Raw genomic sequence first — 20,270 nt, forward strand, 5'->3', positions numbered from 1 at the left:
GCCCCACCCCTACGGAGAGTGGCGGTGGCCCGTTTCCCTCGCCCGCGCGGGGGCAGACGCCGCTGGCAGCCGGAAACCTCCGGAAAGGCGGGAATCACGATGACGGCCCTGTCCTCACCCCCTCTCTCGCTCGCCGCCGGCGCGACCGGCCGCCCCGTGGCGTAGGCGGACCGATGCGTCACCACGACCTCGTCGTCATCGGTGCCGGCTCCGGCAACGCCGTCGTCGACGACTCCTTCGCCGATCTGGACGTGGCCATCGTCGAGGAACGCTGGTTCGGCGGGACCTGTCTCAACAGCGGCTGCATCCCGAGCAAGATGCTCGCCCACACCGCCCACGTCGCCCGCACGGTCCGGGAAGCCGGGACCTACGGCGTGGCCGCCGAGCAGGGCGAGGTGCGCTGGCGCGCCGCGCGTGACCGCGTCTTCGGGCGACTCGACGCCGAACGGGACGAGGGCCGCAGAGGTCGGGAGGACGCGGACTTCATCACCGTGTACGAGGGACGGGCCCGCTTCACCGGGCCGAGGACCCTCCGCGTCCAGCGGGCCGACGGCGCCCACGACATCAGCGCGGAACAGGTCGTCGTGGCAGCGGGCGGCCGGCCGCTGATCCCCCCGCCCGTCGCCCGTTCGGGCCTCCCGTACGAGACCTCCGACACCGTCATGCGGGTCGACGCCCCGCCGCGGCGCCTGGCGATCCTGGGCGGCGGCTACATCGCCGCGGAACTGGCGGAGGTGTTCACCGCGACGGGCAGCACCGTCACCATCGTGGAGCAGGAGCCGCGCCTCCTCGGCCCGCAGGACGAGACGGTCGTGGAGCGGTTCACGGAGGTGGCCCGCCGCCGCTACGACCTCAGACTCGGCCGGGAGCTCGCGACGGTCGACGGACGCCCGGGTGCACTGCGGCTGCTTCTGGACGACGGATCGACGGTGGAGGCGGACATGCTTCTCGTCGCCGCGGGCAGGGTCCCCAACAGCGACCTGTTGGACCTGGAGTCGGCAGGTGTCGCCACCCACGACGACGGGCGGGTGGTCGTCGACAGCCACCAGCGCACCACCGCGGAAGGCGTCCTCGCTCTGGGGGACATCTGCTCGCCGGTGCCCCTCAAGCACGTGGCCAACCGTGAGGCGGAGGTCGTCGCGCACAACCTCCGCCATCCTGACGACCTGATCACCTGTGATCACGCGCTCGTGCCGGCGGCGGTGTTCACAGAGCCGCAGATCGCCTCGGTCGGGGCCACCGAACAGGAATGCCGTGACCGCGGCCTCGACCATGTGGTGGGCATGACCGACTACGGAGACACCGCGTACGGATGGGCGATGGAGGACACCACCGGCTTCTGCAAGGTGCTCGCGGACCCCGGCTCAGGCCGCCTCCTGGGCGCGCACCTCATGGGTGCCCAGGCACCCACGCTCATCCAGCCCCTCGTGCTGGCCATGACGCTCGGCATCGACGCCGCCACTCTCGCCCTCTCCCCGTACTGGATCCACCCCGCGCTGACCGAGGTGGTGGAGAACGCCCTGCTCGACCTCGGCCTCGACCACGTGCTGGGCGGTCACCACGACGCAGACGAGGGGCGGCGCGGTGAGCGCCGCGCATGACCCTCTCCTGGCGAGGTCGTGGACGCCGGCCGGGGCCGAATGCCCCGCGATCAGGGCGCCCGACGTGCCGATGGGCGCGGTTGCCGCCAGCCTGGGAGGAGTTCTTCCGCACTCGCGACCCGGAGGTTCTCCGCAGTGGACCGACCTCGACAGCCCGGCCCGCGCGGATGGCTCGGTCGTGTGAAGCGGAGCGCCAACGCCCTGGGCGAGCGCCGAGCACGGCTCCGGGCCCAGCGGGAAGCCGAGGACAACGGAGCCTGGGACGAATCGCTCCCTCCGGAGCTGCGAGCCGGTGGCGTGCCGGGACCTCGCAACTCCGCGGACTCGGTGCCCTGGGCCGTACGGGTGGCCGCGGAGGCCGGTTGGCGGTTCCTGGTCCTCGCCGCCAGCCTCTGGGTGCTGATGCGGGTCATCGGAGCGGTACGACTCGTCGTGCTCGCCTTCGTGGCCGCCCTTCTGGTCACCGCTCTGCTCCAGCCGACGGTCGCCCGGCTCCACCGGCACGGGCTCTCCCGAGGTGCCTCGACCGCGCTGACGGCGACCTGCGGATTCGTGCTCCTCGGACTGGTCGGATGGTTCGTCGTCTGGCAGGTGCTCGACAATCTCGGGAACCTCTCCGATCGCGTGCGGGAGGGCATCGACGAGCTCAAGCAATGGCTGCTCGACAGCCCGCTCCACGTCACGGAGCAACAGATCAACGACATCGCCGAAACGCTGAGCGACACCATCGGCGACAGTACGAGCGAGATCACGTCCGCCGGACTCCAGGGCGTGACGGTGCTGGTGGAGGTGATCACCGGGCTGCTGCTGGCCATGTTCGCCACCCTCTTCCTGATGTACGACGGCAAGCGCATCTGGCTCTGGTCGCTCAAGCTGGTCCCCGCCGCGGCGCGCCCCGGTGTCGCCGGCGCCGGCCCGCGCGCCTGGCGGACCCTCACCGCCTACGTGCGCGGCACCATGATCGTCGCCATGATCGACGCCGTCTTCATCGGTGTGGGCATCCACTTCCTCGGCGTCCCGCTCGCCGTTCCCATCGGTGTGGTGATCTTCCTGTGCTCCTTCGTGCCCCTGGTCGGTGCCGTCGTCTCCGGAGCACTCGCCGTCGTCGTCGCGCTCGTCACCGAAGGCGTGTTCACGGCGCTGATGGCGCTGGTGGTCGTCCTCCTGGTGCAGCAGATCGAAGGCCACGTACTGCAGCCGTTCATCCTGGGCCGGGCGGTGAAGGTCCATCCGCTGGCGGTCGTCCTGGCCGTCGCCACCGGAGGCATCGTGGCGGGCATCGGCGGGGCCGTGGTGGCGGTCCCGCTCGTCGCCGTCGGCAACACCGTGGTCGGATACCTCCGCGCCCATCCCGCCGGTGTCGTGACGGAGACGGCGAGCTCCGAGAAGCCTCCGGGCGGGGAGCGGGAGGCGGAGCCGGAGGAGGGCACGGACCGGTGACGACGAGCCGGCCGCCGCCGTACAGCGTAGACGTCCGCCGGAGGTTCGCCGGGCCGCCCGCGGCACGTGTCCGGCATGAAGGACGGCCCTCGGGGCAGACGTGCGGTGTACCTGCCCGACGACCCCAGGGCACTGTCGTGATCACATCGTCCGACGTCATCTCCTTCCTCGTGGCGCTGCTCGTGCTGCGGGGCCGCAGACGCGGCTGCCCGCCGCCGCGGCGCACCGGGGACGCCGGACGGCCACCCTCTCCGCCGTACGCCTGAGGAGAGAGGTCGTGGCCGCACGACCACCTCGGCCGGGCGCACCTCCTGGGTCGACGCCCGTCGTGTCGGAAGGCCCCGGCCCTGACACCTGGCGATGATGGCCGTGTCCGTAACCGTCCGAACCGGGGGCCTGCCTGTGAACCGTCGCGGTGCCGAAGCGGTCCTGCCGTGAACGCGGACGACCCGGTCGTGAGCGGGATGGGACCCGTACTGGCGTGGGTACTGGAGCGGTCGCACGACGCGTCCGCGGGTGAACTGCCCGTTCTCATCGACGAGGCCGCGCGGCGGATGGGGGCGGCGGGGGCGCGAGTGTACGTGGCCGACGTACAGCAGGCGGGCCTGGTGATGCTCCCCCTGCGCGAAGGCGCGGGTCCGGTGTCGGAGACCTCGGCGGAGGGTGACGGCGGCCGACTCGCCGTCGACGGCTCACTGGCCGGCCTGGCCTACCGCACCCAGCGCGTGCAGCTGGGCAACGACGGCACCGCGTGGCTGCCGATGATCGACGGGATCGAGCGCGTCGGAGTCATGGAGGCCGGCCCCGGACCGGATCCCGGCCGGCTGGAGTCCTGCAAGGCCCTGGCGAGCCTGGCCACGCTGCTGGTCATCTCCAAGAGCACCCACAACGACCTCCTCGTCGCACGGGGCCGAAGCCGCCCCATGACGCTCCAGGCCGAACTGCTGTGGGCGTTCCTGCCACCGAGGTCCATCGGGACCCGCGAGGCCACGTCGACCGCCGTGCTGGAGCCGGCGTACGACATCGGCGGCGACGCCTTCGACCACGGATTCACCGACGGGCGGCTGCATCTGGCACTCCTGGACGCCATGGGCCACGACCTCGCGTCCGGCGGCGCGAGCGCGGTCGGCCTGGCGGCCTGCCGATCCACCCGCCGCTCCGGCGGCACCCTGCCGGACATCGCCCGAACCATCGACCGCACCCTCGCCGAGTGGATCCCGAACCGGCTCATGACCGGGATCATCGCCGATCTCGACACCGTGCGGGGCGAGTTCACCTGGGTCAACTGCGGCCACCCCGCGCCCCTGCTGATCCGCGACGGTCATGTCCTGACCGCCGCGCTCGAAAGACCCGCGCAGCTCCCTCTCGGCTTCGGGTTCCACACCGAGCTGCCTCCGGTACCGCACAGCACGAGGCTGGAACCCGGCGACCGTGTCCTCCTCTACAGCGACGGCGTCACCGAGGCGCGCTCCACCGACCACCAGCAGTTCGGCGAGGCCCGCCTCGCCGACACGATCATCCGCTCCATGGCGGCCGGTGACCCCGCGCCCGAAGCCCTCCGCCGGCTGATCGAGAACCTCCTGACGCACCAGAACCGTCTCGACGACGACGCCACCATCCTCCTCGCGGAGTGGCACCCCAGCTCCTGAGACCGGCTGTTCGCGCGTGCCGCTTCCCGAGTGAAGGGGGCACCCACCTCACCTCCGCCCCGTCAACCCGGGACCGGACGGGTGACAGGCACGTCAGGAGCGACCCGTACGCCCGGCCTCCGCTCCCCGCAGCGCGGCCTCAGACCACCGAGAGCAGATCCACCACGAAGACGAGCGTGGAACCCGCCGGGATCGCCGGCGAGGGGGACTGCTTGCCGTAGCCGAGCCGCGGGGGCACGACGACCTCGCGTCGGCCACCGACCCTCATCCCCCTGATGCCCCGGTCCAAGCCCTTGATGACCCTGCCGCCGCCCACGGCGAACTTGAACGGCCGGCCCTGGTCCCAGGAGGCGTCGAACTCCCTTCCCGACGCGAAGGTGACCCCGACGTAGTGCACCTGGACGACCCTGCCCGGCTTCGCCTCGGGTCCGTCGCCGACCACGAGGTCCCGGACGGTCAGCTCGGCGGGAGCGTCACCCTCCGGAAGGTCGACCTCGGGCTTCGTCGGTTCGTTCATCGCGGCCTCCTCGCCTTCCGCCGGAAGCCCTCGCGCGGACCAGCCGGACACATGGACACTCCATGCAGCAGATCATCACGCTATCGAGAGGCCCGGCTGCCGTCCGACGGGGATGCCCCGCGTGCCACGGAGAGGGGCTCGGCGATGTCCTCCAGCGACCGGCGTTCGGCCTTGACGGCGAGGAACGCCGCCACGATGCCCGCGGCGCACATGAGCCCGGCGCCGATCTGGAAGGCGAGGACCGTGTCGGAGACGACGCCGGACTCGGTGAGGCTGGCGAAGATGAGGGGACCGCTGATGCCGCCGGCGGCCGTACCGATCGCGTAGAAGAAGGCGATGGCCATCGCCCGGGTCTCCATGGGGAAGACCTCCGAGACGGTCAGGTACGCGCTGGAGGCGCCCGCCGACGCGAAGAACAGGACCACGCACCAACAGGCGGTGAGCGTGGTCGCCGTGAGGGAGCCCTGGTCGAAGAGCCACGCCGTGACGAAGAGGAGGACGCCCGACAGGATGTACGTGGAGGAGATCATGATGCGGCGTCCGACGGTGTCGAAGAGCTTCCCCAGCAGCAGGGGGCCGAGGAAGTTGCCCGCCGCGATGACGGCGAAGTAGTAGCCGGTGCTGCCGGTGGGCACGTCGAAGAAGGTCGTGAGGATCGCGCCGAAGCCGAACGTGATGGCGTTGTACAGGAACGCCTGGCCGATGAAGAGGGACAGACCCAGGACGGCGCGGCGGGGATAGCTGTGGAAGACGGTCCTGGCGATCAGCCCGAACCCGATGCTCTTGCGCTGGTGGATGGTGATCTCACCGGCGGGTGGCGGCAAGGGTTTCCCGTGCTCGCGCTCGATCTCCCGCTCGACGGAGGACACCAGCTCGTCGGCCTCCTCGCCCCGACCGTGGATGAACTGCCAGCGCGGGCTCTCCGGGACGTGCCTGCGGACCAGCAGGATCACCAGTCCGAGGACCACTCCGAGGGCGAAGCTCAGACGCCAGCCGACGTTGATCGGGAAGATGTCGGTGTCGAGCATGACGATGGAGAGCAGAGCGCCGCCGATGGCGCCGAGCCAGTAGCTGCCGTTGATGATCAGGTCGACACGGCCGCGGTACGTGGACGGGATGAGCTCGTCGATCGCGGAGTTGATGGCCGCGTACTCACCGCCGATGCCGAAGCCGGTGAGGAAGCGGAAGAGGAAGAACCACCACGTCTCGAACGACAGCGCGGTGAGCGCGGTCGCGGCGAGATACACCGCGAGGGTGATCATGAAGAGCTTCTTGCGCCCGTAACGGTCGGTCAGCCAGCCGAAGAACAGCGCTCCGGAGCAGGCACCGGCCACGTACAGCGCGGCGGCGACACCGGTGACCTGGGCCGAGGTGATGGGGAGCCCGCTGCCCTCCTCGGCGAGCCGGCCGGCCATGTTGCCGACGATCGTGACCTCGAGACCGTCAAGGATCCAGACGGTACCGAGACCGATCACGATCATCCAGTGCCAGCGGGACCACGGAAGCCGGTCGAGACGGGCCGGCACGGCGGTGGTCACGGTGCCGGTGGAGGCGGGCACGGGGTCCGGACTCGGTTCCGCGGTCATGGTTCCCTCTCCGTCGGGCGACGCCGTCCCGTGTTCCCCGAACCGGGGATCGCACGCCTCCCGGCAGCTCCGGGCACGACCTCCATCCAGCCTGCGGCCCGAACGCCCGTACCGCCACGAGATCACCCGCCGATCAGGGGGGTGGGCGCACGCCCGGTGCGCTCCTCGCCCGTCCTGGACGACTGATCCGCCCGGGTCTGCCCCGCCTCCCTGCTCGGCAACTGGCGGGTCCGCGCCGCGCCGGTACGGGAGACGGGTGACCGGCCGACGGCGGCGCGGACTCAGTGCGGCGGGGGGCGTGTGGCCAGCCAGTGGCGGGCGATCTGCTCCCGCGTCGCGATCCACGCACCGCCGCGCTGTGCGACGTACCGCAGGAAGCCGTCGAGCGCGCGGATGCGGCCGGGTCGGCCGATGATGCGGGGGTGCAGGCCGACACTCATCACGCGGGGGCGTTCGGCGCCCTCCGCGTGCAGGACGTCGAAGGTGTCGACGAGGTACGTGAGCATGTCGTCCGCTGTGGTGAACCCGTGGACGATCAAGAACTTGAAGTCGTTGGCGTCGAGGCTGTACGGCACCACGAGGTGCGGGCGTCCGCTCTCCTCCACGTAGAAGGGCAGATCGTCCGAGTAGTCGTCGGAGTCGTAGAGGTAGCCGCCGTCCTCGACGACGAGCCGCCGTGTCGCGGGGCTCGTCCGGCCGGTGTACCAGCCGACGGGCCGGCGCCCGACGAGCCGCTCGATCGTGGCCGTCGTGCGCGCGACATGGGCGCGCTCGACGTCCTCGGGAACGGCCCGGTAGTCGATCCAGCGCCAGCCGTGCCCCGCCACCTCCCAGCCGGCGGCCCCCATCGCCCGCGCGGCATCAGGGTTACGCTCCAGGGCCTGTCCGACGGCGTGGACGGTGAGGGGCACACGATGAGCGGTGAGCGTGCGATGAACGCGCCAGAACCCGGCGCGCGAGCCGTAGGCGAACATCGTCTCGGCGTTCGGATCGCGCCCGCCGACCACCGGTGGCGCACCGACGACCTCGTGCAGGAACTCCTCCGAGGCGCGGTCGCCGTCGAGGACGTTGCGCTCGCCGCCCTCCTCGTAGTTGAGAACGAGACTGACGGCGACGCGGGCGCCGCCGGGCCAGGCGGCATGCGGTGGTTCGGCGCCGTAGCCGACGAGGTCGCGCTGCTGCTCGGACACGGGCGGCACGCTACCGGTGATCGGCCGTCGAAGGGACGAGGCGCCGCGAGACCGCTCCGGGACCCACGCGTCCGGACGCTCCGCACCCCTTCGCCCGCCGGTCGACGGCGGCGCGCCTCGCCGGACGGAGTCCAGAGCCGCGTCTCCGAGCGGAAAGCCGTACGCCGATCGGACGCGCGACCGCACCGCACGGCTCGTGCGATTTCAGCCGTTTCGCTCCTATGATGCCGATGTCATTCCCTTGTATCGAAGGAGTGTTTCGTGGCGACTCGTCTCAACCCGTACATCAGCTTCTCCGGTGACGCGCGGCAGGCCATGGAGTTCTACCAGAGCGTCCTGGGCGGCGATCTCCGGCTCAGCGGCTACGGCGACTTCGGCTCCGAGGTGCCGCCCGGATACGACGACAAGATCATGCACGGCATGCTCGAGACCTCCGGCGGGCTGACGCTGATGGGCGCCGACGTGCCACCGGGCATGGAGCACAGGACCGGGACCGACTTCGCGGTGAGCCTGAGCGGCGAGGACGCGGACGAGCTGCGGGGCTACTGGGAGAAGCTGTCGGCCGGAGGGGCCGTCTCGGTCCCCCTGGAGAAGCAGATGTGGGGCGACGTCTTCGGCATGTGCACGGACAAGTTCGGCATCACGTGGATGGTCAACATCAGCGAGCGAGCCTGACCGCTCCCGAGCCCGGTCCGCCGCTGCCGTTGGCGCGTCGTCGTCAGGCCGCGAGTCGACCGACGGCGAGGGAAAGGGATCTCTCGGACCGAGGTACGCCCATGGAGCGGGGGCGCTCCATGGGCTGCTGCTCCCTTCCTGACCCGCACCATGCGTCCCGGGCCGCCCGTAGCGTGACCTCCGTGATGGTGGGAACCGAGGAGACCCGGCTGGTCGTGCTGCGCGGCAACAGCGCGTCGGGGAAGTCGTCCGTCGCCGCGGGTCTGCGTGAGCGGTTCGGCCGCGGCCTCGCCCTGGTCGGACAGGACAACCTCCGCCGCGTCGTGCTCTGCGAGCGAGACCTCCCGGGTGCCGCGAACATCGGCCTGATCGACCTGACAGCCCGTTACGCCCTGGACGCCGGCTATCACGTCGTCGTCGAAGGCATCCTCTACGCCGACCACTACGGCGACATGCTCACCCGGCTGCGCGCCGACCATCGCGGCCCGACCCATGGCTACTACCTGGACGTCCCTCTCGACGAGACCCTCGCCCGCCACGCCACCAAACCCATCACCGACGACGTGAACCACGCACAACTGCGCGACTGGTACCGCCCGCACGATCTGCTGCCCGACGGCGTCGAGACGGTCATCGGCACCGACAGCGCCCTGTCCGACACGGTCGATCGCATCATGCTCGACACCGGCCTGGCCCACCTGCCCGCACGGAACCGCTGACCGGGAGGCCGCCGCGACGGCCGCCCGAACCAGCCGGGATGTGGTGGAGGGTCATGTCCCGGAGCGGCAGGGATTCCGCCCAGGGAGCCGTAGGCTCAAGGTCGACGACGGCGGGAGACCGGTATGTGGAAGCGGGCCCTGGACCGGGCCGGGGTGCGGGAGCCAGGGCTCCGGCGGGACTACACCGAGCAGCGGCGGGCTGTGCGGAGGTTCGCGACGGCCGAGTACGCGGCGGCGCGGGTCCTGCTCCCCGGCGCGGTGCTCCCGCACGTCGTGGCAGCCGTCGCCTTCATGCACGACACCGACGACCGGATCGACCGGGGTGCGCCGGAGGACCGGGCGGCCGCTCTCGCCGAGTGGGACGGCCTCGTACGCAAGGCCCTGGCCGACGGCGACTCCACCCTGCCCGTCCTGCGCTGCCTGGCACACACCGCCGAGCGGCACCCCGATGTGCGCGCCCACGTGGAGGAGTTCCTGACGGGCTGCGAGCGCGAGGTCGCCTGGCGGAGCATCGCCGCCGAACGGGAACTGGAGCTGTACGTACGGGAGTACTCGCTTCCCGCGCTGATGCTCACGGCCTGCCTCCTCGCGCCCGAGGACGTGGTCACGCGGACGGCGTTCACCGAGGGCTGCCACCTGCTCATCCGTGCCATGCAGCGCGTCGACTTCCTGGAGGACCTGTCCGAGGACGTGCGCGCGGGCCGCCCCGGCGTCCCCGCCGACGCGGTGAGCCGCCACGGCGCGGACCTCGCCCGGCCCGGCCCGGCACTCGGCCGGCTCGTCGAGGAGCAGGCCGACCGCGCCGCCGACGACCTCAGGGCCGCCGCCGACCTCCCGACCCTCGCGGCCCCTCCGTACCGGCCCTTCGTCCGCGCGCTCATCGGCGTTCAGCGCCTCCGCCTCGACGCCGTACGCCGCGCGGGCGCCTCCCTGGCTACCCGCCCCTCGGGCCCCTCGGCACCGGCGGCCGCTCTCGTGCTGCTGAGGGAGGCCGCGCGGCGGACGCGGGGCTGAGCGACGGCGCCCGACCCGGGAAACCCCCCGGGTCGGGCACGCTCCTTCGGCCGCTAGAAGAAGCCCAGCTTCTTCGGCGCGTAGCTGACCAGCAGATTCTTCGTGTGTTGGTGGTACACGCGCCACACCGTACCTGACCAGGCGAAATGAAGGTTTCTTTCTCCGGCGGGCCGGTGCTGGTCCGCAACTGGCCCGGATCTTGGGCGTGGGGGCGGTGCGCTTGCGCGCTGCGGCAAGTCGTCGCCGGAGCAGCGCTGGGGCAATGTCCGCAGCGCGGTCGCGCTCGCCGACGAGGCCATCGAGCGGCTCGGCTCCGAGGCCGCCACCCTGGCCCTCGCCGAATCGCGGTATGCGCTGGGGCTCGCCCTGTCGGCCGCCGGGCAGCGACGCCCACGTCCAGATGTGGTGCTGGACCGACTCCTATGCCCCCGATGGCTACCCGTCGCACCGCAAGCGCTGGTTCTACGTCATTCAGGCCGACGGCAGCCCCAAGCCCGGGGACGAGGGCTACATCTACTCCGCCCTCATCCCCGTCTCCGAGCAGATCGTCACGCCTGTGTGCACCACCCGACGCATCCTCGAACTCCACCCGCTGCCTCCGCCGCCACCCGACCCTGCCCCCGACGAGACGCCCTCCGCCGTCTCGGCCGAGCCGCCCGGCTCGACCGGCACTCCCGAGCCCCAGCGTCTCCCTGTCACCCGGACGCCCGCGACGACCCAGCCCCCCGCGTCACCTCAGCCGGTCATGGTGACCGTGGACAACCGGGTGACCAACGGCGCGACCCAGATGCGTGAGGACACCGATCACCCCGCCTACCTGTCCCAACGCACGTGAAGAGGTGCAAGGACCGGAAGCCGGCCTGCAACGCGTCCGGCGACCTTGCCTCCGGTGACCGGCTGACGGCGCTCTGCCGGACCACCGGAGACCGGATCACCAACGGTGAAGACGGCCGTGACATCGACGATGACAACCCGGCTTTGGACGAAAGCCGGTCTTGGTACCGGCTTCGCGCGGCCGACGGTCGTACCGGCTACCTGTCCGTCGTCTGGCTCGACCCCGGCGACCGCGGCGGCCTGGGCCTGCGCGCCTGCCGACCCCGCCCACCGCCAGAAGGTTCGCTGGCCGCTGTGATGGGGGGCGGCGCGGCATGGCCGTCAGAGCAGCCGGCCCGGCGCCGAGTTCCTGGATGGGGTTGGACCCGTCTGTTGCCCTGGCCGCACTGTGCCGCGCGGGCTGACTGCGGCCGCCCTGCGGGACGAGGCGGCGGGCGAGCGGCTTCCACCCGTCCCCACGACACCTCGCCGGGAGCTGTGTGCTGAGCTTCTGGCGCATCCAGGCAGCGCAGTCGGACACCGGGCTGCCCCGGATCGTGTCGTACGGTCTGGCATCGCGGCCGCCCACCGTCCGCAACGGATCTCACCGGACCCGGCGGTGCCGCGGGTACGGCCGAAAGATCTGAACCGATACCGGGAATCAGGCCGCGACGAGCTCCTGCTCGCGGTCCGGCGTCTTGACCTTGGGCTTCTTGTTCGGCAGCGAGAGCCGGAAGACCTTGCGCCACGCGGAGAACACCTGCTTGGGCAGCGGCCCGGTGACGTACTCCAGCTCGTACTTTTCGAACAGCGCGCGCACCTTCACCGCGACCTCGGCGTACCGGTTGCTCGGCAGGTCCGGGAACAGGTGGTGCTCGATCTGGTGCGACAGGTTGCCGGTCATGAAGTGCATGGCCCTGCTGCCGCTGATGTTCGCCGAGCCCATCATCTGGCGCAGGTACCACTGGCCGCGCGTCTCGCCCTTGATCGACCGGCGCTCGAAGACCTGCACGCCCTCGGGGAAGTGCCCGCACATGATCACCGAGTGGGACCAGATGTTGCGGACCAGGTTCGCGGTGAACGTGGCGGCGAGCGTGGTGAGGAACGACGGGCCCGACAGCAGCGGGTGGATCACGTAGTCCTTGAGCACCTGCTTGCGGATCTTGCGGCCGACGGCCTTGGCCCGCGCGCGGAACTCCGGGTTGTTGCGGCGGCGCTTGTGCAGGTTCTTGCCGAGCTCCAGGTCGTACGCTGCGATGCCGTACTCGAAGAAGCAGGCGTTGATGAAGTTCCACAGCGGCTGGCCGAGGTGGAACGGGTGCCACTTCTGGTCCTCGTCGACGCGCATGATGCCGTAGCCGAGGTCGTTGTCCTTGCCGATCACGTTGGTGTACGTGTGGTGCAGCTCGTTGTGCGAGTGCTTCCACTGGTCGGACGGCGAGACGTGATCCCACTCCCAGGTCGTGGAGTGGATCTTCGGGTCCCGCATCCAGTCCCACTGGCCGTGCAGGATGTTGTGGCCGATCTCCATGTTGTCCATGATCTTCGCCACGGACAGTCCGGCGGTGCCGATCAGCCACGCGGGCGGGAAGAAGGAGAACAGCAGCACGCCCCTGCTGACCAGCTCGAGCTTGCGCTGCGCCGAGATGACTTTGCGGATGTAGGCGGCGTCCTTCTCGCCGAGGTCGGCGATCACCTCATCGCGGATCGCGTCCAGCTCACGGCCGAGCTCCTCGATCTGCTCCGCGGTCAGGTGGGCGGTGGGGTCGATGGCGGTCAAGGTGCTCCTACCGTTCGATGTCGCAGGGGCCCGCAGCGGCGGACACGCAGGTCTGGATGAGGACGCCCGGCTCGGCCTCGGTGATCTCGCCGGTGCGCAGGTCGCGGACGGCGCCCGCCGTGAGCGGCGTGACGCAGCCGAAGCAGATGCCCATGCGGCACCCGGACGGCATGAGCACGCCGGCCTCCTCGCCGACGTCCAGCAACGGCGTGGCGCCATCCGCGTCGACGGTCTTGCCGGTGGCGCTGAACGTGACCTCGCCGCCGTCACCGGCGACGACGATGCCGGGGCGGAAGCGTTCGGTGTGCAGGCGCTCTTGGACGCCGTGTTCGCTCCAGAGCTCTTCGGCGGCGTCGAGCAGGCCCGCAGGCCCGCAGGCCCAGGTCTCGCGCTCGGCCCAGTCGGGCACCAGTTCGTCGAGACGGGCGATGTCGAGCATGCCGTCCGTGTCGGTGTGCACCTCGGTGAGCCGCAGCTTCTTGTCCGCGACAAGGCCGTGCAGTTCGTTGCGGAAGATCACGTCTTGCGGCTGTGGCGCGCAGTGGACCATGACGACGTCGTCGAACTCGGTGTCACGCAGCATGCCCATCACAGGCGTGACGCCGCTGCCGGCCGTCAGATAGAGCACCTTGGCGGGCTTGGCTTCCGGCAGCACGAAGTCACCGGTTGCCTGGTCGAGCTGGACCAGCGTGCCCGGTTTCGCCCTGCGGACCAGGTGGTTGCTGACCTTGCCACCCGGGATCGCCTTCACGGTGATCGTGACTCGGCCGTCCCGGCGGTTCGGCGGCGAGGTGATGGAGTAGGCACGCCACAGGCGCCTCCCGTCGACGTCGACCCCGATCCGCACGTACTGACCGGCCGTGTGACCGCGCCAGCCCCGTCCCGGCCTGATCACGATGGTCGCGGCGTCACTCGTCTCGGGGTGCAGGGCCTCGATGCGCCCACGCAGGTCAGCGCCCGCACGCAGCGGGCTGACCAGGTCGAGGTAGTCCGACGGCAGCAGCGGCGTCGTGACCATCTCCAGCAGTTTCCACGCCCCACTGCGGAGGGCTGCACTCGTCATGACTCCAGCTTGGTCCGCCTCAAGGCGTAAAGTCCTGACCGCAGGACGTGAATTTGTTCGGCTGAATTGTTCGCAGGGAATAAAGATGAGTCATTCAATCCGGAGAGTCACCGACCTATCTCTGGATGCGACGACGGTCACCGCACTTCGGGCCGCGCTGAAGACCACTGCCGACGAGGTCGTCCAGGCGATCATCGACGAGGTCCCTCCCTACGCCAACGCCCTTTCGGGCCGCATGGGCGTCACCATCCGCCGAGCCGTCCGTACCGCCCTGGGGCACTACCTGGACCTCGCGAGCGGGAACGCCACAGGCGGTGACGCCGGTGACGCCGCCTACGAGCTGGGCCGCGGCGAGGTGCGCGACGGCCGTTCGATGGACGCCCTGCTCGGCGCCTACCGCGTCGGCGCCCGTGTGGCGTGGCGATGCCTGGCAGCGGGTGCGGTACCCGCAGGTCTGCCCGCCCCCGAGGTCGCCAAGTTCGCCGAGCTGACCTTCGCCTACATCGACGAGCTCTCCGCCGCGAGCGCCGCGGGCCACGCCGACGAACTGGCGGCCCGGGGCCGGGACCACGAGCGCCACCTGGAACACCTGGCCCGCGACCTCCTCGCAGGCGCGAGCCCGGACGTGCTGCTGGCCTCTGTTCAACGGGCCGGCTGGCAGCCTCCGGTATCGCTGACCGCGGTCCTGCTGCCAGCCGCCCAGGCCCGGCCCGCCTACCGCGCGCTCGACCCGAGCACCCTCGTCCTCGACGATCTGCCGGACGCCTTCGGTGTGCTGCTCGTCCCCGATGCCGACCGGTCACATCTCTTGCGGCAGCTGGCCGACCGCATCGCCGTGGTCGGCCCGGCCCGGCCATGGACCCGTGCGTCCGCCTCGTACGCACGAGCCGTGCGCGCGCGCTCCCTCTCCTCCGGCATCCGCGACACCGAGGACCACCTGCCCGAGCTGGTGCTGAGCGCCGACGTGGACGCGTTCGCAGACCTCCGTGCCCGAGCCCTCGCACCGTTGCGGACCTTGCCTGTCGCGACCGCACAGCGGCTGGAGGAGACGTTGCGGGCGTGGCTGCTGCACCAGGGCAGGCGGGACGAGGTGGCGGCGGCGCTGTTCGTCCATCCCCAGACCGTCCGGTACCGGATGTCGCAGCTGCGGGAGGTGTTTCCGGATCTCGCATCGCCACACCGGATCCTTGAGCTGACGCTGGCGGTCGGTCTTCGGGTCAGCTGACGCGTACTTCGACCGTCCGCGATCGAGTCCGCGAGACCGCGTCAGCCAGGACGTGTCACCGGCCCGGTGAGCTCGGTTTGGTCCGTGGCTGGTCCGGAACAGCCGGTCTGGAGTGGGAGCCAGGCAGGAGGAATTGAGAGGAACCGGAAAAAAGATGCCCGCGTCGAGCGGGCCGAGCCGACGGCTCCTGACGGGTAAGAGCCCAGTTCAGGCGCCGTTCTTCGGGCTCCTAGAAGAAGCCGAGCTTCTTCGGGGAGTACGAGACGAGGATGTTCTTCGTGTGCTGGTAGTGGTCCAGCATCATCTTGTGGGTCTCGCGGCCGATGCCCGACTGCTTGTAGCCGCCGAACGCCGCGTGTGCCGGGTACGCGTGGTAGCAGTTCGTCCAGACGCGGCCCGCCTGGATCGCGCGGCCCGCGCGGTAGGCCGTGTTGCCGTCGCGGGTCCAGACGCCCGCCCCGAGGCCGTAGAGCGTGTCGTTCGCCGTGCGGATCGCGTCGTCGAAGTCCGTGAATGAGGTGACCGCGACGACCGGGCCGAAGATCTCCTCCTGGAAGATCCGCATGCGGTTGTCGCCCTCGAAGATCGTCGGCTGGACGTAGTAGCCGCCCGCCAGCTCTCCGTCGTACTCGATCCGCTGGCCGCCCGTCAGGATCTTCGCCCCCTCCTGCTGGCCGGTGTCCAGGTACGAAAGGATCTTCTGGAGCTGGTCGTTGGACGCCTGCGCGCCGATCATCGTGTCCGTGTCCAGCGGGTGCCCGGGGAGGATCTTCTCCGTGCGGGCGATCGCCGCCTCCAGGAACTCGCTGTAGTGGCCGCGCTGGATCAGGGCCCTCGACGGACACGTGCAGACCTCGCCCTGGTTGAGGGCGAACATCGTGAAGCCCTCCAGCGCCTTGTCCCGGAAGTCGTCGTCCGCCACCGACACGTCGTCGAAGAAGATGTTCGGGGACTTGCCGCCCAGCTCCAGCGTGACCGGCTTGATGTTCTCCGAGGCGTACTGCATGATCAGCCGGCCCGTCGTCGTCTCGCCCGTGAACGCGATCTTCGCGACGCGAGGCGAGGACGCGAGCGGCTTGCCCGCCTCCGCGCCGAAGCCGTTGACGATGTTCACCACGCCCGGCGGCAGCAGGTCGGCGATCAGGCTCATCCAGAAGTGCACCGACGCCGGGGTCTGTTCGGCCGGTTTCAGGACCACCGCGTTCCCCGCGGCCAGCGCGGGCGCCAGCTTCCAGACCGCCATGAGGATCGGGAAGTTCCACGGGATGATCTGCCCGACCACGCCCAGCGGCTCGTGGAAGTGGTACGCGACGGTGTCGTCGTCGATCTCGCTCAGCGTGCCCTCCTGGCCGCGCAGCGCCCCCGCGAAGTAGCGGAAGTGGTCGATCGCCAGCGGGATGTCGGCGGCCAGGGTCTCCCGGACCGGCTTGCCGTTCTCCCAGCTCTCCGCGACGGCCAGTTCCTCCAGATGGGCCTCCATCCGGTCGGCGATCCGGAGGAGGAGGTTCGACCGCTCCGTCGGCGCCGTGCGGCCCCACGCCGGGGCCGCCGCGTGTGCCGCGTCCAGAGCGCGCTCCACGTCCTCGGCCGTTCCGCGGGCGACCTCGGTGAAAGGACGGCCGTCGACCGGGCTCGGGTTCTCGAAGTACTGTCCCCGGGCCGGGGCGACGTACTCACCGCCGATCCAGTGGTCGTAGCGGGCCTGGTACGACATGATCGCGCCCTCGGTACCGGGTGCGGCGTAACGAGTCATGGACATGGCCTCCCTCGGACCGCGCCGGCCGTCCTGACCGGCGCTCACCGCCGAGAGTGCTCCGCCCGACGTTGCAACACCGTTGCGCCCGCCGACAGTTCCGCGTCCAGCGCCCGCAACCGGGCCAGCACGGGCGCCAGTCCGGCATCCGGAACCACCTCGGACAGCGCCCGCCACATCTCCACGTCGTCCTCGCCCCACGCGCTGTACGTCCAGTCCGCGAGCAGCGCCGGATCGCCCCGGTCCACCAGCGCCGCCCGCAGCCGGTCCGCGAGCCGCTCGCGCAGCCGTACGACGCCCGGCGCGCGCGACGACGGCAGCAGCGGACCCGCGTACTCGCCGAGCGCCGCCGACACCGCGCCCGAGCCGAGCCGCCGGTCGACCGTGCCGAAGTCCGCGTCCACCGAGGCCGCCAGCCGGTAGGGGCGTGAGCGCAGCAGTTCCGGACCGAGGAGGCCGCGCAGCCGCGACAGCTCGGCCCGCAGGGTGACCGGGGTGACCGACTCCTCCTCGTACAGGAGCGTCAGGAGCTCGTCGCCGCCCACGCCGTCGGGACGGTGCGCGAGGACGACCAGGATCTCGCTGTGGCGCCGGCTCAGCCGCAGCCCCCGGCCGCCGACGCGCAGCAGCGCCTCGTCCCGGCCCAGCGCGGTCAGCCTCACCCGGTCCTCGGCCGGGGCGGGGGCGAGGAGGGCCAGGTGGGACTCGGCCGCGCGCGCCACGGCCTGCACGAAGGCCAGGCTGTGCGGATGGGCGAGCCGGTCCCCGCCGGTGATGTCGACCGCGCCGAGCAGCCGCCCGGTCCGCGGATCGTGCACCGGGGCGGCGGCGCAGGTCCACGCCTGCACCGGCCGACGGAAGTGCTCGGCGCTGAAGACCTGCACCGGCCGGTCCACGGCGATCGCCGTCCCGGGCGCGTTCGTCCCGGCCACCGACTCCGACCACCGGGCCCCGGCGACGAAGTTCATGGCGCGGGCACGGCGCAGCGTCCCGGGGTGACCCTCCACCCAGAGCATCCGCCCGGCCGCGTCGCAGACCGCGAGCAGATGCTCCCCGTCCCGCGCGTAGGCGCCCATCAGCTCCCGGATCACCGGCATCGCGGCGGAGAGCGGATGTTCCTCCCGGTGCCCGGCGAGCTCGTCGTCGGCCAGCTCCACACGGGCCGCGCCGTCCGGGCTCACTCGCGCCCGCGCCGAGCGCCGCCAGGAGTCGGCGACCAGCGGCCGTACCGGGGGGAGCTGCACCCGACCGCCGCTGGTGAACGCCTCGTGCGCCCGCCGCAGCGCCCCGGCGTCCGGCTCCGACGTCACCCACGCATCGCTCAACTCGGCCTCCACGTCGAGGTCCACCGCTGCCTTCCTGGCCATCGTCGTGCGCGCGCGGGTCGCCCACAAGCGTCCGGACACCACGGCATATGCACCCTGTCCTGACACCGCCGTCAGGTCCTCACGTAGAGTGGGGCTCGGGCCGTGACTGGCGCTTGAGGTGGATCACCACCGGGGAGCGGCCCCGCGGACTCCACGCACCCGCGCGGATCCGTCGCTGCCGTGCGCCTGGGCGATCACCTGTCATCGACGACGCCCAGGAGTGGCCCATGTCCACCAGCACCGCCTCCCTCATGGACGGAACCGCCCTCGCCCGCCGCACGGTCGAGGAGACCGCCGCGCGTGCCGCCGAGATCACCCGCCGCACCGGCGTCACGCCCTGTCTCGCCACGGTCCTCGTCGGCGCGGACCCGGCCTCCGTCACGTACGTGAAGATGAAGCAGAACCGCTGCGCGAAGGCCGGAATCCGTTCCCGGCACGTCGAGTTGCCCGCCTCCACGACGACCGAGGAGCTCGTCGCCGCCATCACCGCGCTCTCCGAGGACCCCGAGGTCCACGGCATCCTGCTCCAGCACCCGGTCGGAGCGCACATCGACGAGCGCGCCGCCTTCGAGGCGATCGCCCCGGAGAAGGACGTCGACGGCGTCACCATGGCCTCCTTCGCCGCCATGGGCTTCGGCCTCCCGGGCTTCGTCTCCTGCACGCCCGGCGGCATCATGCGCCTGCTCGACGCGTACGACGTCGAGCTGAGCGGCAAGCGGGCCGTCGTGGTCGGCCGCTCCGCGATCCTCGGCAAGCCGGCCGGACTGCTGCTGCTCGGCCGCGACGCCACCGTCACGTACTGCCACTCGCGCACCACCGAGCTCTCCTCGATCGTCGGTGAGGCCGACATCCTCGTGGCCGCCGTGGGCAAGCCCCGCTTCATCAAGGGCGAGCACATCAAGCCCGGCGCGGTCGTGATCGACGCGGGCTACAACCCCGGCAACATCGGCGACGTCGACTTCGAGACGGCCGCCGAGCGGGCCTCGCTCATCACGCCCGTACCCGGGGGTGTGGGTCCGATGACCATCGCCGTGCTCCTGGCGCAGACCGTCGAGGGGGCGGAGCGCCAGCTCGGCCTCTGAGAGGTGCCGGGGGCCGCCGCCTGCCCGCCTGGACCGGGCAGGCGGATCCCTGCGACCCGTCTAGCACGAGGACAGCGCGTCGCGCGACCCTTGGGTGGACGGACTTTTGTCACCGTTCTGTCCGCGGTGTGCTGCAACTTGCCTTCAGGCAGCAGAAACTGACGGTTCGTGAGTGAATCTGGTCACCATGTCCCGGTTCCCCGTCGGCCTGCCGGCGCCGCTGCCGCACCTCCTCGTGCCGGTCCTTCTCCTCCTGGCGGGCCTCGTGGCCGTGAGCTGTCACGGGGCGGGAACCCGGTCCCCGGGGGATCCCGGAGATCTGAGGTCCGCGACGGCCCAGGCCGCCGGCCGCGAGCTCGCGCCGCAGGGCGGGGCCGAGACCCGTCGTCCCCCGCCTGACCCCGGCTCGTCCGCGACGGCCTCGGTGCCGTACGAGCGCCTCGCACCGGGGGAGTGCTTCGACATCGACCGGGAGGCCCCGGGGACCGTCGTGCGGCGCGGCTGCGACCAGCCGCACGACGCCCAACTCGTCACGGTGCTCCGGCTGACCGGCGACCACGGCACGGACGAGGAGGTACGCGACGGGGCCGCGGCCCTCTGTCGCGAGCCGCTGCGCGACGAGGCCGCGGAGCAGCCGTACGGCACGCGGTGGACCACCTTCGTCCAGTACCCGTACCGCAGCGGCTACCTCCTCGGCTCCGACGCCGTCGCCTGCAGCCTCGCCGCACACACCCCCGCGTCCGCCACGGGCGGCACGGTCCGCAAGCTCACCGCGCCGCTCCGGTGACGGCCGCGC

At 71.3% G+C, this 20,270-nt stretch carries 18 protein-coding genes and 1 riboswitch; of the genes, 11 read left to right on the top strand and 7 right to left on the bottom strand.

The features are described 5' to 3' along the window. Window positions 1–173 precede the first annotated feature (173 nt). The 4 genes from AB0D99_RS07365 (at window position 174) to AB0D99_RS07380 (ending at window position 4,690) form a co-directional block, all read left to right on the top strand. Window positions 174–1,601: a mycothione reductase gene (locus AB0D99_RS07365; RefSeq protein ID WP_362357935.1), complete on the top strand. Its 1,428-nt coding sequence runs from the start codon at window positions 174–176 to the stop codon at window positions 1,599–1,601. Between the two features lie 135 nt (window positions 1,602–1,736). Further along, window positions 1,737–3,041: an AI-2E family transporter gene (locus tag AB0D99_RS07370; RefSeq protein ID WP_362357937.1), complete on the top strand. Its 1,305-nt coding sequence runs from the start codon at window positions 1,737–1,739 to the stop codon at window positions 3,039–3,041. Between the two features lie 137 nt (window positions 3,042–3,178). Next, the gene (locus tag AB0D99_RS07375; protein ID WP_362357939.1) at window positions 3,179–3,307 is read left to right on the top strand and encodes a hypothetical protein; all 129 of its coding nucleotides are present in this window, start codon (window positions 3,179–3,181) and stop codon (window positions 3,305–3,307) included. Between the two features lie 168 nt (window positions 3,308–3,475). Next, window positions 3,476–4,690, top strand: coding sequence for a PP2C family protein-serine/threonine phosphatase (locus AB0D99_RS07380; RefSeq protein ID WP_362357941.1), 1,215 nt, complete (start codon window positions 3,476–3,478; stop codon window positions 4,688–4,690). 139 nt (window positions 4,691–4,829) lie between these two features. Here AB0D99_RS07380 and AB0D99_RS07385 read toward each other — a convergent pair whose 3' ends face one another. The 3 genes from AB0D99_RS07385 to puuE form a co-directional block, all read right to left on the bottom strand. Beyond that, window positions 4,830–5,207, bottom strand: coding sequence for an FKBP-type peptidyl-prolyl cis-trans isomerase (locus tag AB0D99_RS07385; protein WP_362357943.1), 378 nt, complete (start codon window positions 5,205–5,207; stop codon window positions 4,830–4,832). 80 nt (window positions 5,208–5,287) lie between these two features. Then, the gene (locus AB0D99_RS07390; protein ID WP_362357945.1) at window positions 5,288–6,793 is read right to left on the bottom strand and encodes an MFS transporter; all 1,506 of its coding nucleotides are present in this window, start codon (window positions 6,791–6,793) and stop codon (window positions 5,288–5,290) included. Window positions 6,794–7,074: 281 nt separating this feature from the next. Continuing rightward, entirely contained in the window at window positions 7,075–7,983 is a 909-nt protein-coding gene (gene puuE, locus AB0D99_RS07395) for an allantoinase PuuE (RefSeq protein WP_362357947.1), read from the bottom strand. A 261-nt stretch (window positions 7,984–8,244) separates the two neighbouring features. Here puuE and AB0D99_RS07400 point away from each other — a divergent pair, with 261 nt between their 5' ends. From AB0D99_RS07400 to AB0D99_RS07415, 4 genes are all read left to right on the top strand, one after another. Next, on the top strand, window positions 8,245–8,658 hold the full coding sequence (locus AB0D99_RS07400; protein WP_362357949.1) for a VOC family protein: 414 nt from the start codon (window positions 8,245–8,247) through the stop codon (window positions 8,656–8,658). A gap of 185 nt (window positions 8,659–8,843) precedes the next feature. After that, entirely contained in the window at window positions 8,844–9,377 is a 534-nt protein-coding gene (locus AB0D99_RS07405) for an AAA family ATPase (protein ID WP_362358162.1), read from the top strand. A 123-nt stretch (window positions 9,378–9,500) separates the two neighbouring features. Further along, a complete protein-coding gene (locus AB0D99_RS07410; protein ID WP_362357951.1) occupies window positions 9,501–10,391 on the top strand; it encodes a squalene/phytoene synthase family protein in 891 nt (296 codons plus the stop codon). Window positions 10,392–10,740: 349 nt separating this feature from the next. Further along, window positions 10,741–11,226, top strand: coding sequence for a hypothetical protein (locus AB0D99_RS07415; protein WP_362357953.1), 486 nt, complete (start codon window positions 10,741–10,743; stop codon window positions 11,224–11,226). Window positions 11,227–11,865: 639 nt separating this feature from the next. On the opposite strand, the gene AB0D99_RS07420 is transcribed toward AB0D99_RS07415, so the two are convergent. Together AB0D99_RS07420 and AB0D99_RS07425 are read right to left on the bottom strand one after the other, a co-directional pair. Continuing rightward, window positions 11,866–12,984: an acyl-CoA desaturase gene (locus AB0D99_RS07420; protein WP_362357955.1), complete on the bottom strand. Its 1,119-nt coding sequence runs from the start codon at window positions 12,982–12,984 to the stop codon at window positions 11,866–11,868. 7 nt (window positions 12,985–12,991) lie between these two features. Further along, on the bottom strand, window positions 12,992–14,047 hold the full coding sequence (locus tag AB0D99_RS07425) for a ferredoxin reductase (RefSeq protein WP_362357957.1): 1,056 nt from the start codon (window positions 14,045–14,047) through the stop codon (window positions 12,992–12,994). Window positions 14,048–14,132: 85 nt separating this feature from the next. Here AB0D99_RS07425 and AB0D99_RS07430 point away from each other — a divergent pair, with 85 nt between their 5' ends. After that, window positions 14,133–15,272 (top strand): helix-turn-helix domain-containing protein, encoded by a 1,140-nt coding sequence (locus AB0D99_RS07430; RefSeq protein ID WP_362357959.1) that lies wholly within the window; start codon window positions 14,133–14,135, stop codon window positions 15,270–15,272. A gap of 229 nt (window positions 15,273–15,501) precedes the next feature. Here the strand turns inward: AB0D99_RS07430 and AB0D99_RS07435 are convergent, their stop codons facing one another. Then, window positions 15,502–17,025: an aldehyde dehydrogenase family protein gene (locus AB0D99_RS07435; protein ID WP_362357961.1), complete on the bottom strand. Its 1,524-nt coding sequence runs from the start codon at window positions 17,023–17,025 to the stop codon at window positions 15,502–15,504. A 44-nt stretch (window positions 17,026–17,069) separates the two neighbouring features. Beyond that, window positions 17,070–18,434 (bottom strand): GAF domain-containing protein, encoded by a 1,365-nt coding sequence (locus AB0D99_RS07440; RefSeq protein ID WP_362357963.1) that lies wholly within the window; start codon window positions 18,432–18,434, stop codon window positions 17,070–17,072. 50 nt (window positions 18,435–18,484) lie between these two features. Next, a riboswitch (ZMP/ZTP riboswitch) is annotated at window positions 18,485–18,591 on the top strand. Between the two features lie 28 nt (window positions 18,592–18,619). On the opposite strand from AB0D99_RS07440, the gene AB0D99_RS07445 reads away from it, so the two are divergent. Together AB0D99_RS07445 and AB0D99_RS07450 are read left to right on the top strand one after the other, a co-directional pair. Then, window positions 18,620–19,474, top strand: a complete 855-nt coding sequence (locus tag AB0D99_RS07445) for a tetrahydrofolate dehydrogenase/cyclohydrolase catalytic domain-containing protein (RefSeq protein ID WP_362357965.1) — start codon at window positions 18,620–18,622, stop codon at window positions 19,472–19,474. A gap of 172 nt (window positions 19,475–19,646) precedes the next feature. Then, complete coding sequence (locus AB0D99_RS07450; RefSeq protein ID WP_362357967.1) at window positions 19,647–20,261, top strand: hypothetical protein; 615 nt, start codon at window positions 19,647–19,649, stop codon at window positions 20,259–20,261. Window positions 20,262–20,270: the final 9 nt, after the last annotated feature.

It is taken from the genome of Streptomyces sp. NPDC047971 (assembly GCF_040653355.1).
Classification (GTDB): Bacteria; Actinomycetota; Actinomycetes; order Streptomycetales; family Streptomycetaceae; genus Streptomyces.

Excerpts from the sequence above, each read along its gene's own strand:
- AB0D99_RS07365 (WP_362357935.1), top strand. The coding sequence starts at position 174 with ATGCGTCACCACGACCTCGTCGTCATCGGTGCCGGCTCCGGCAACGCC.
- AB0D99_RS07385 (WP_362357943.1), bottom strand. The coding sequence starts at position 5,207 with ATGAACGAACCGACGAAGCCCGAGGTCGACCTTCCGGAGGGTGACGCT.
- AB0D99_RS07390 (WP_362357945.1), bottom strand. The coding sequence starts at position 6,793 with ATGACCGCGGAACCGAGTCCGGACCCCGTGCCCGCCTCCACCGGCACC.
- AB0D99_RS07405 (WP_362358162.1), top strand. The coding sequence starts at position 8,844 with ATGGTGGGAACCGAGGAGACCCGGCTGGTCGTGCTGCGCGGCAACAGC.
- AB0D99_RS07410 (WP_362357951.1), top strand. The coding sequence starts at position 9,501 with ATGTGGAAGCGGGCCCTGGACCGGGCCGGGGTGCGGGAGCCAGGGCTC.
- AB0D99_RS07415 (WP_362357953.1), top strand. The coding sequence starts at position 10,741 with ATGCGCTGGGGCTCGCCCTGTCGGCCGCCGGGCAGCGACGCCCACGTC.
- AB0D99_RS07425 (WP_362357957.1), bottom strand. The coding sequence starts at position 14,047 with ATGACGAGTGCAGCCCTCCGCAGTGGGGCGTGGAAACTGCTGGAGATG.
- AB0D99_RS07430 (WP_362357959.1), top strand. The coding sequence starts at position 14,133 with ATGAGTCATTCAATCCGGAGAGTCACCGACCTATCTCTGGATGCGACG.
- AB0D99_RS07435 (WP_362357961.1), bottom strand. The coding sequence starts at position 17,025 with ATGACTCGTTACGCCGCACCCGGTACCGAGGGCGCGATCATGTCGTAC.
- AB0D99_RS07445 (WP_362357965.1), top strand. The coding sequence starts at position 18,620 with ATGTCCACCAGCACCGCCTCCCTCATGGACGGAACCGCCCTCGCCCGC.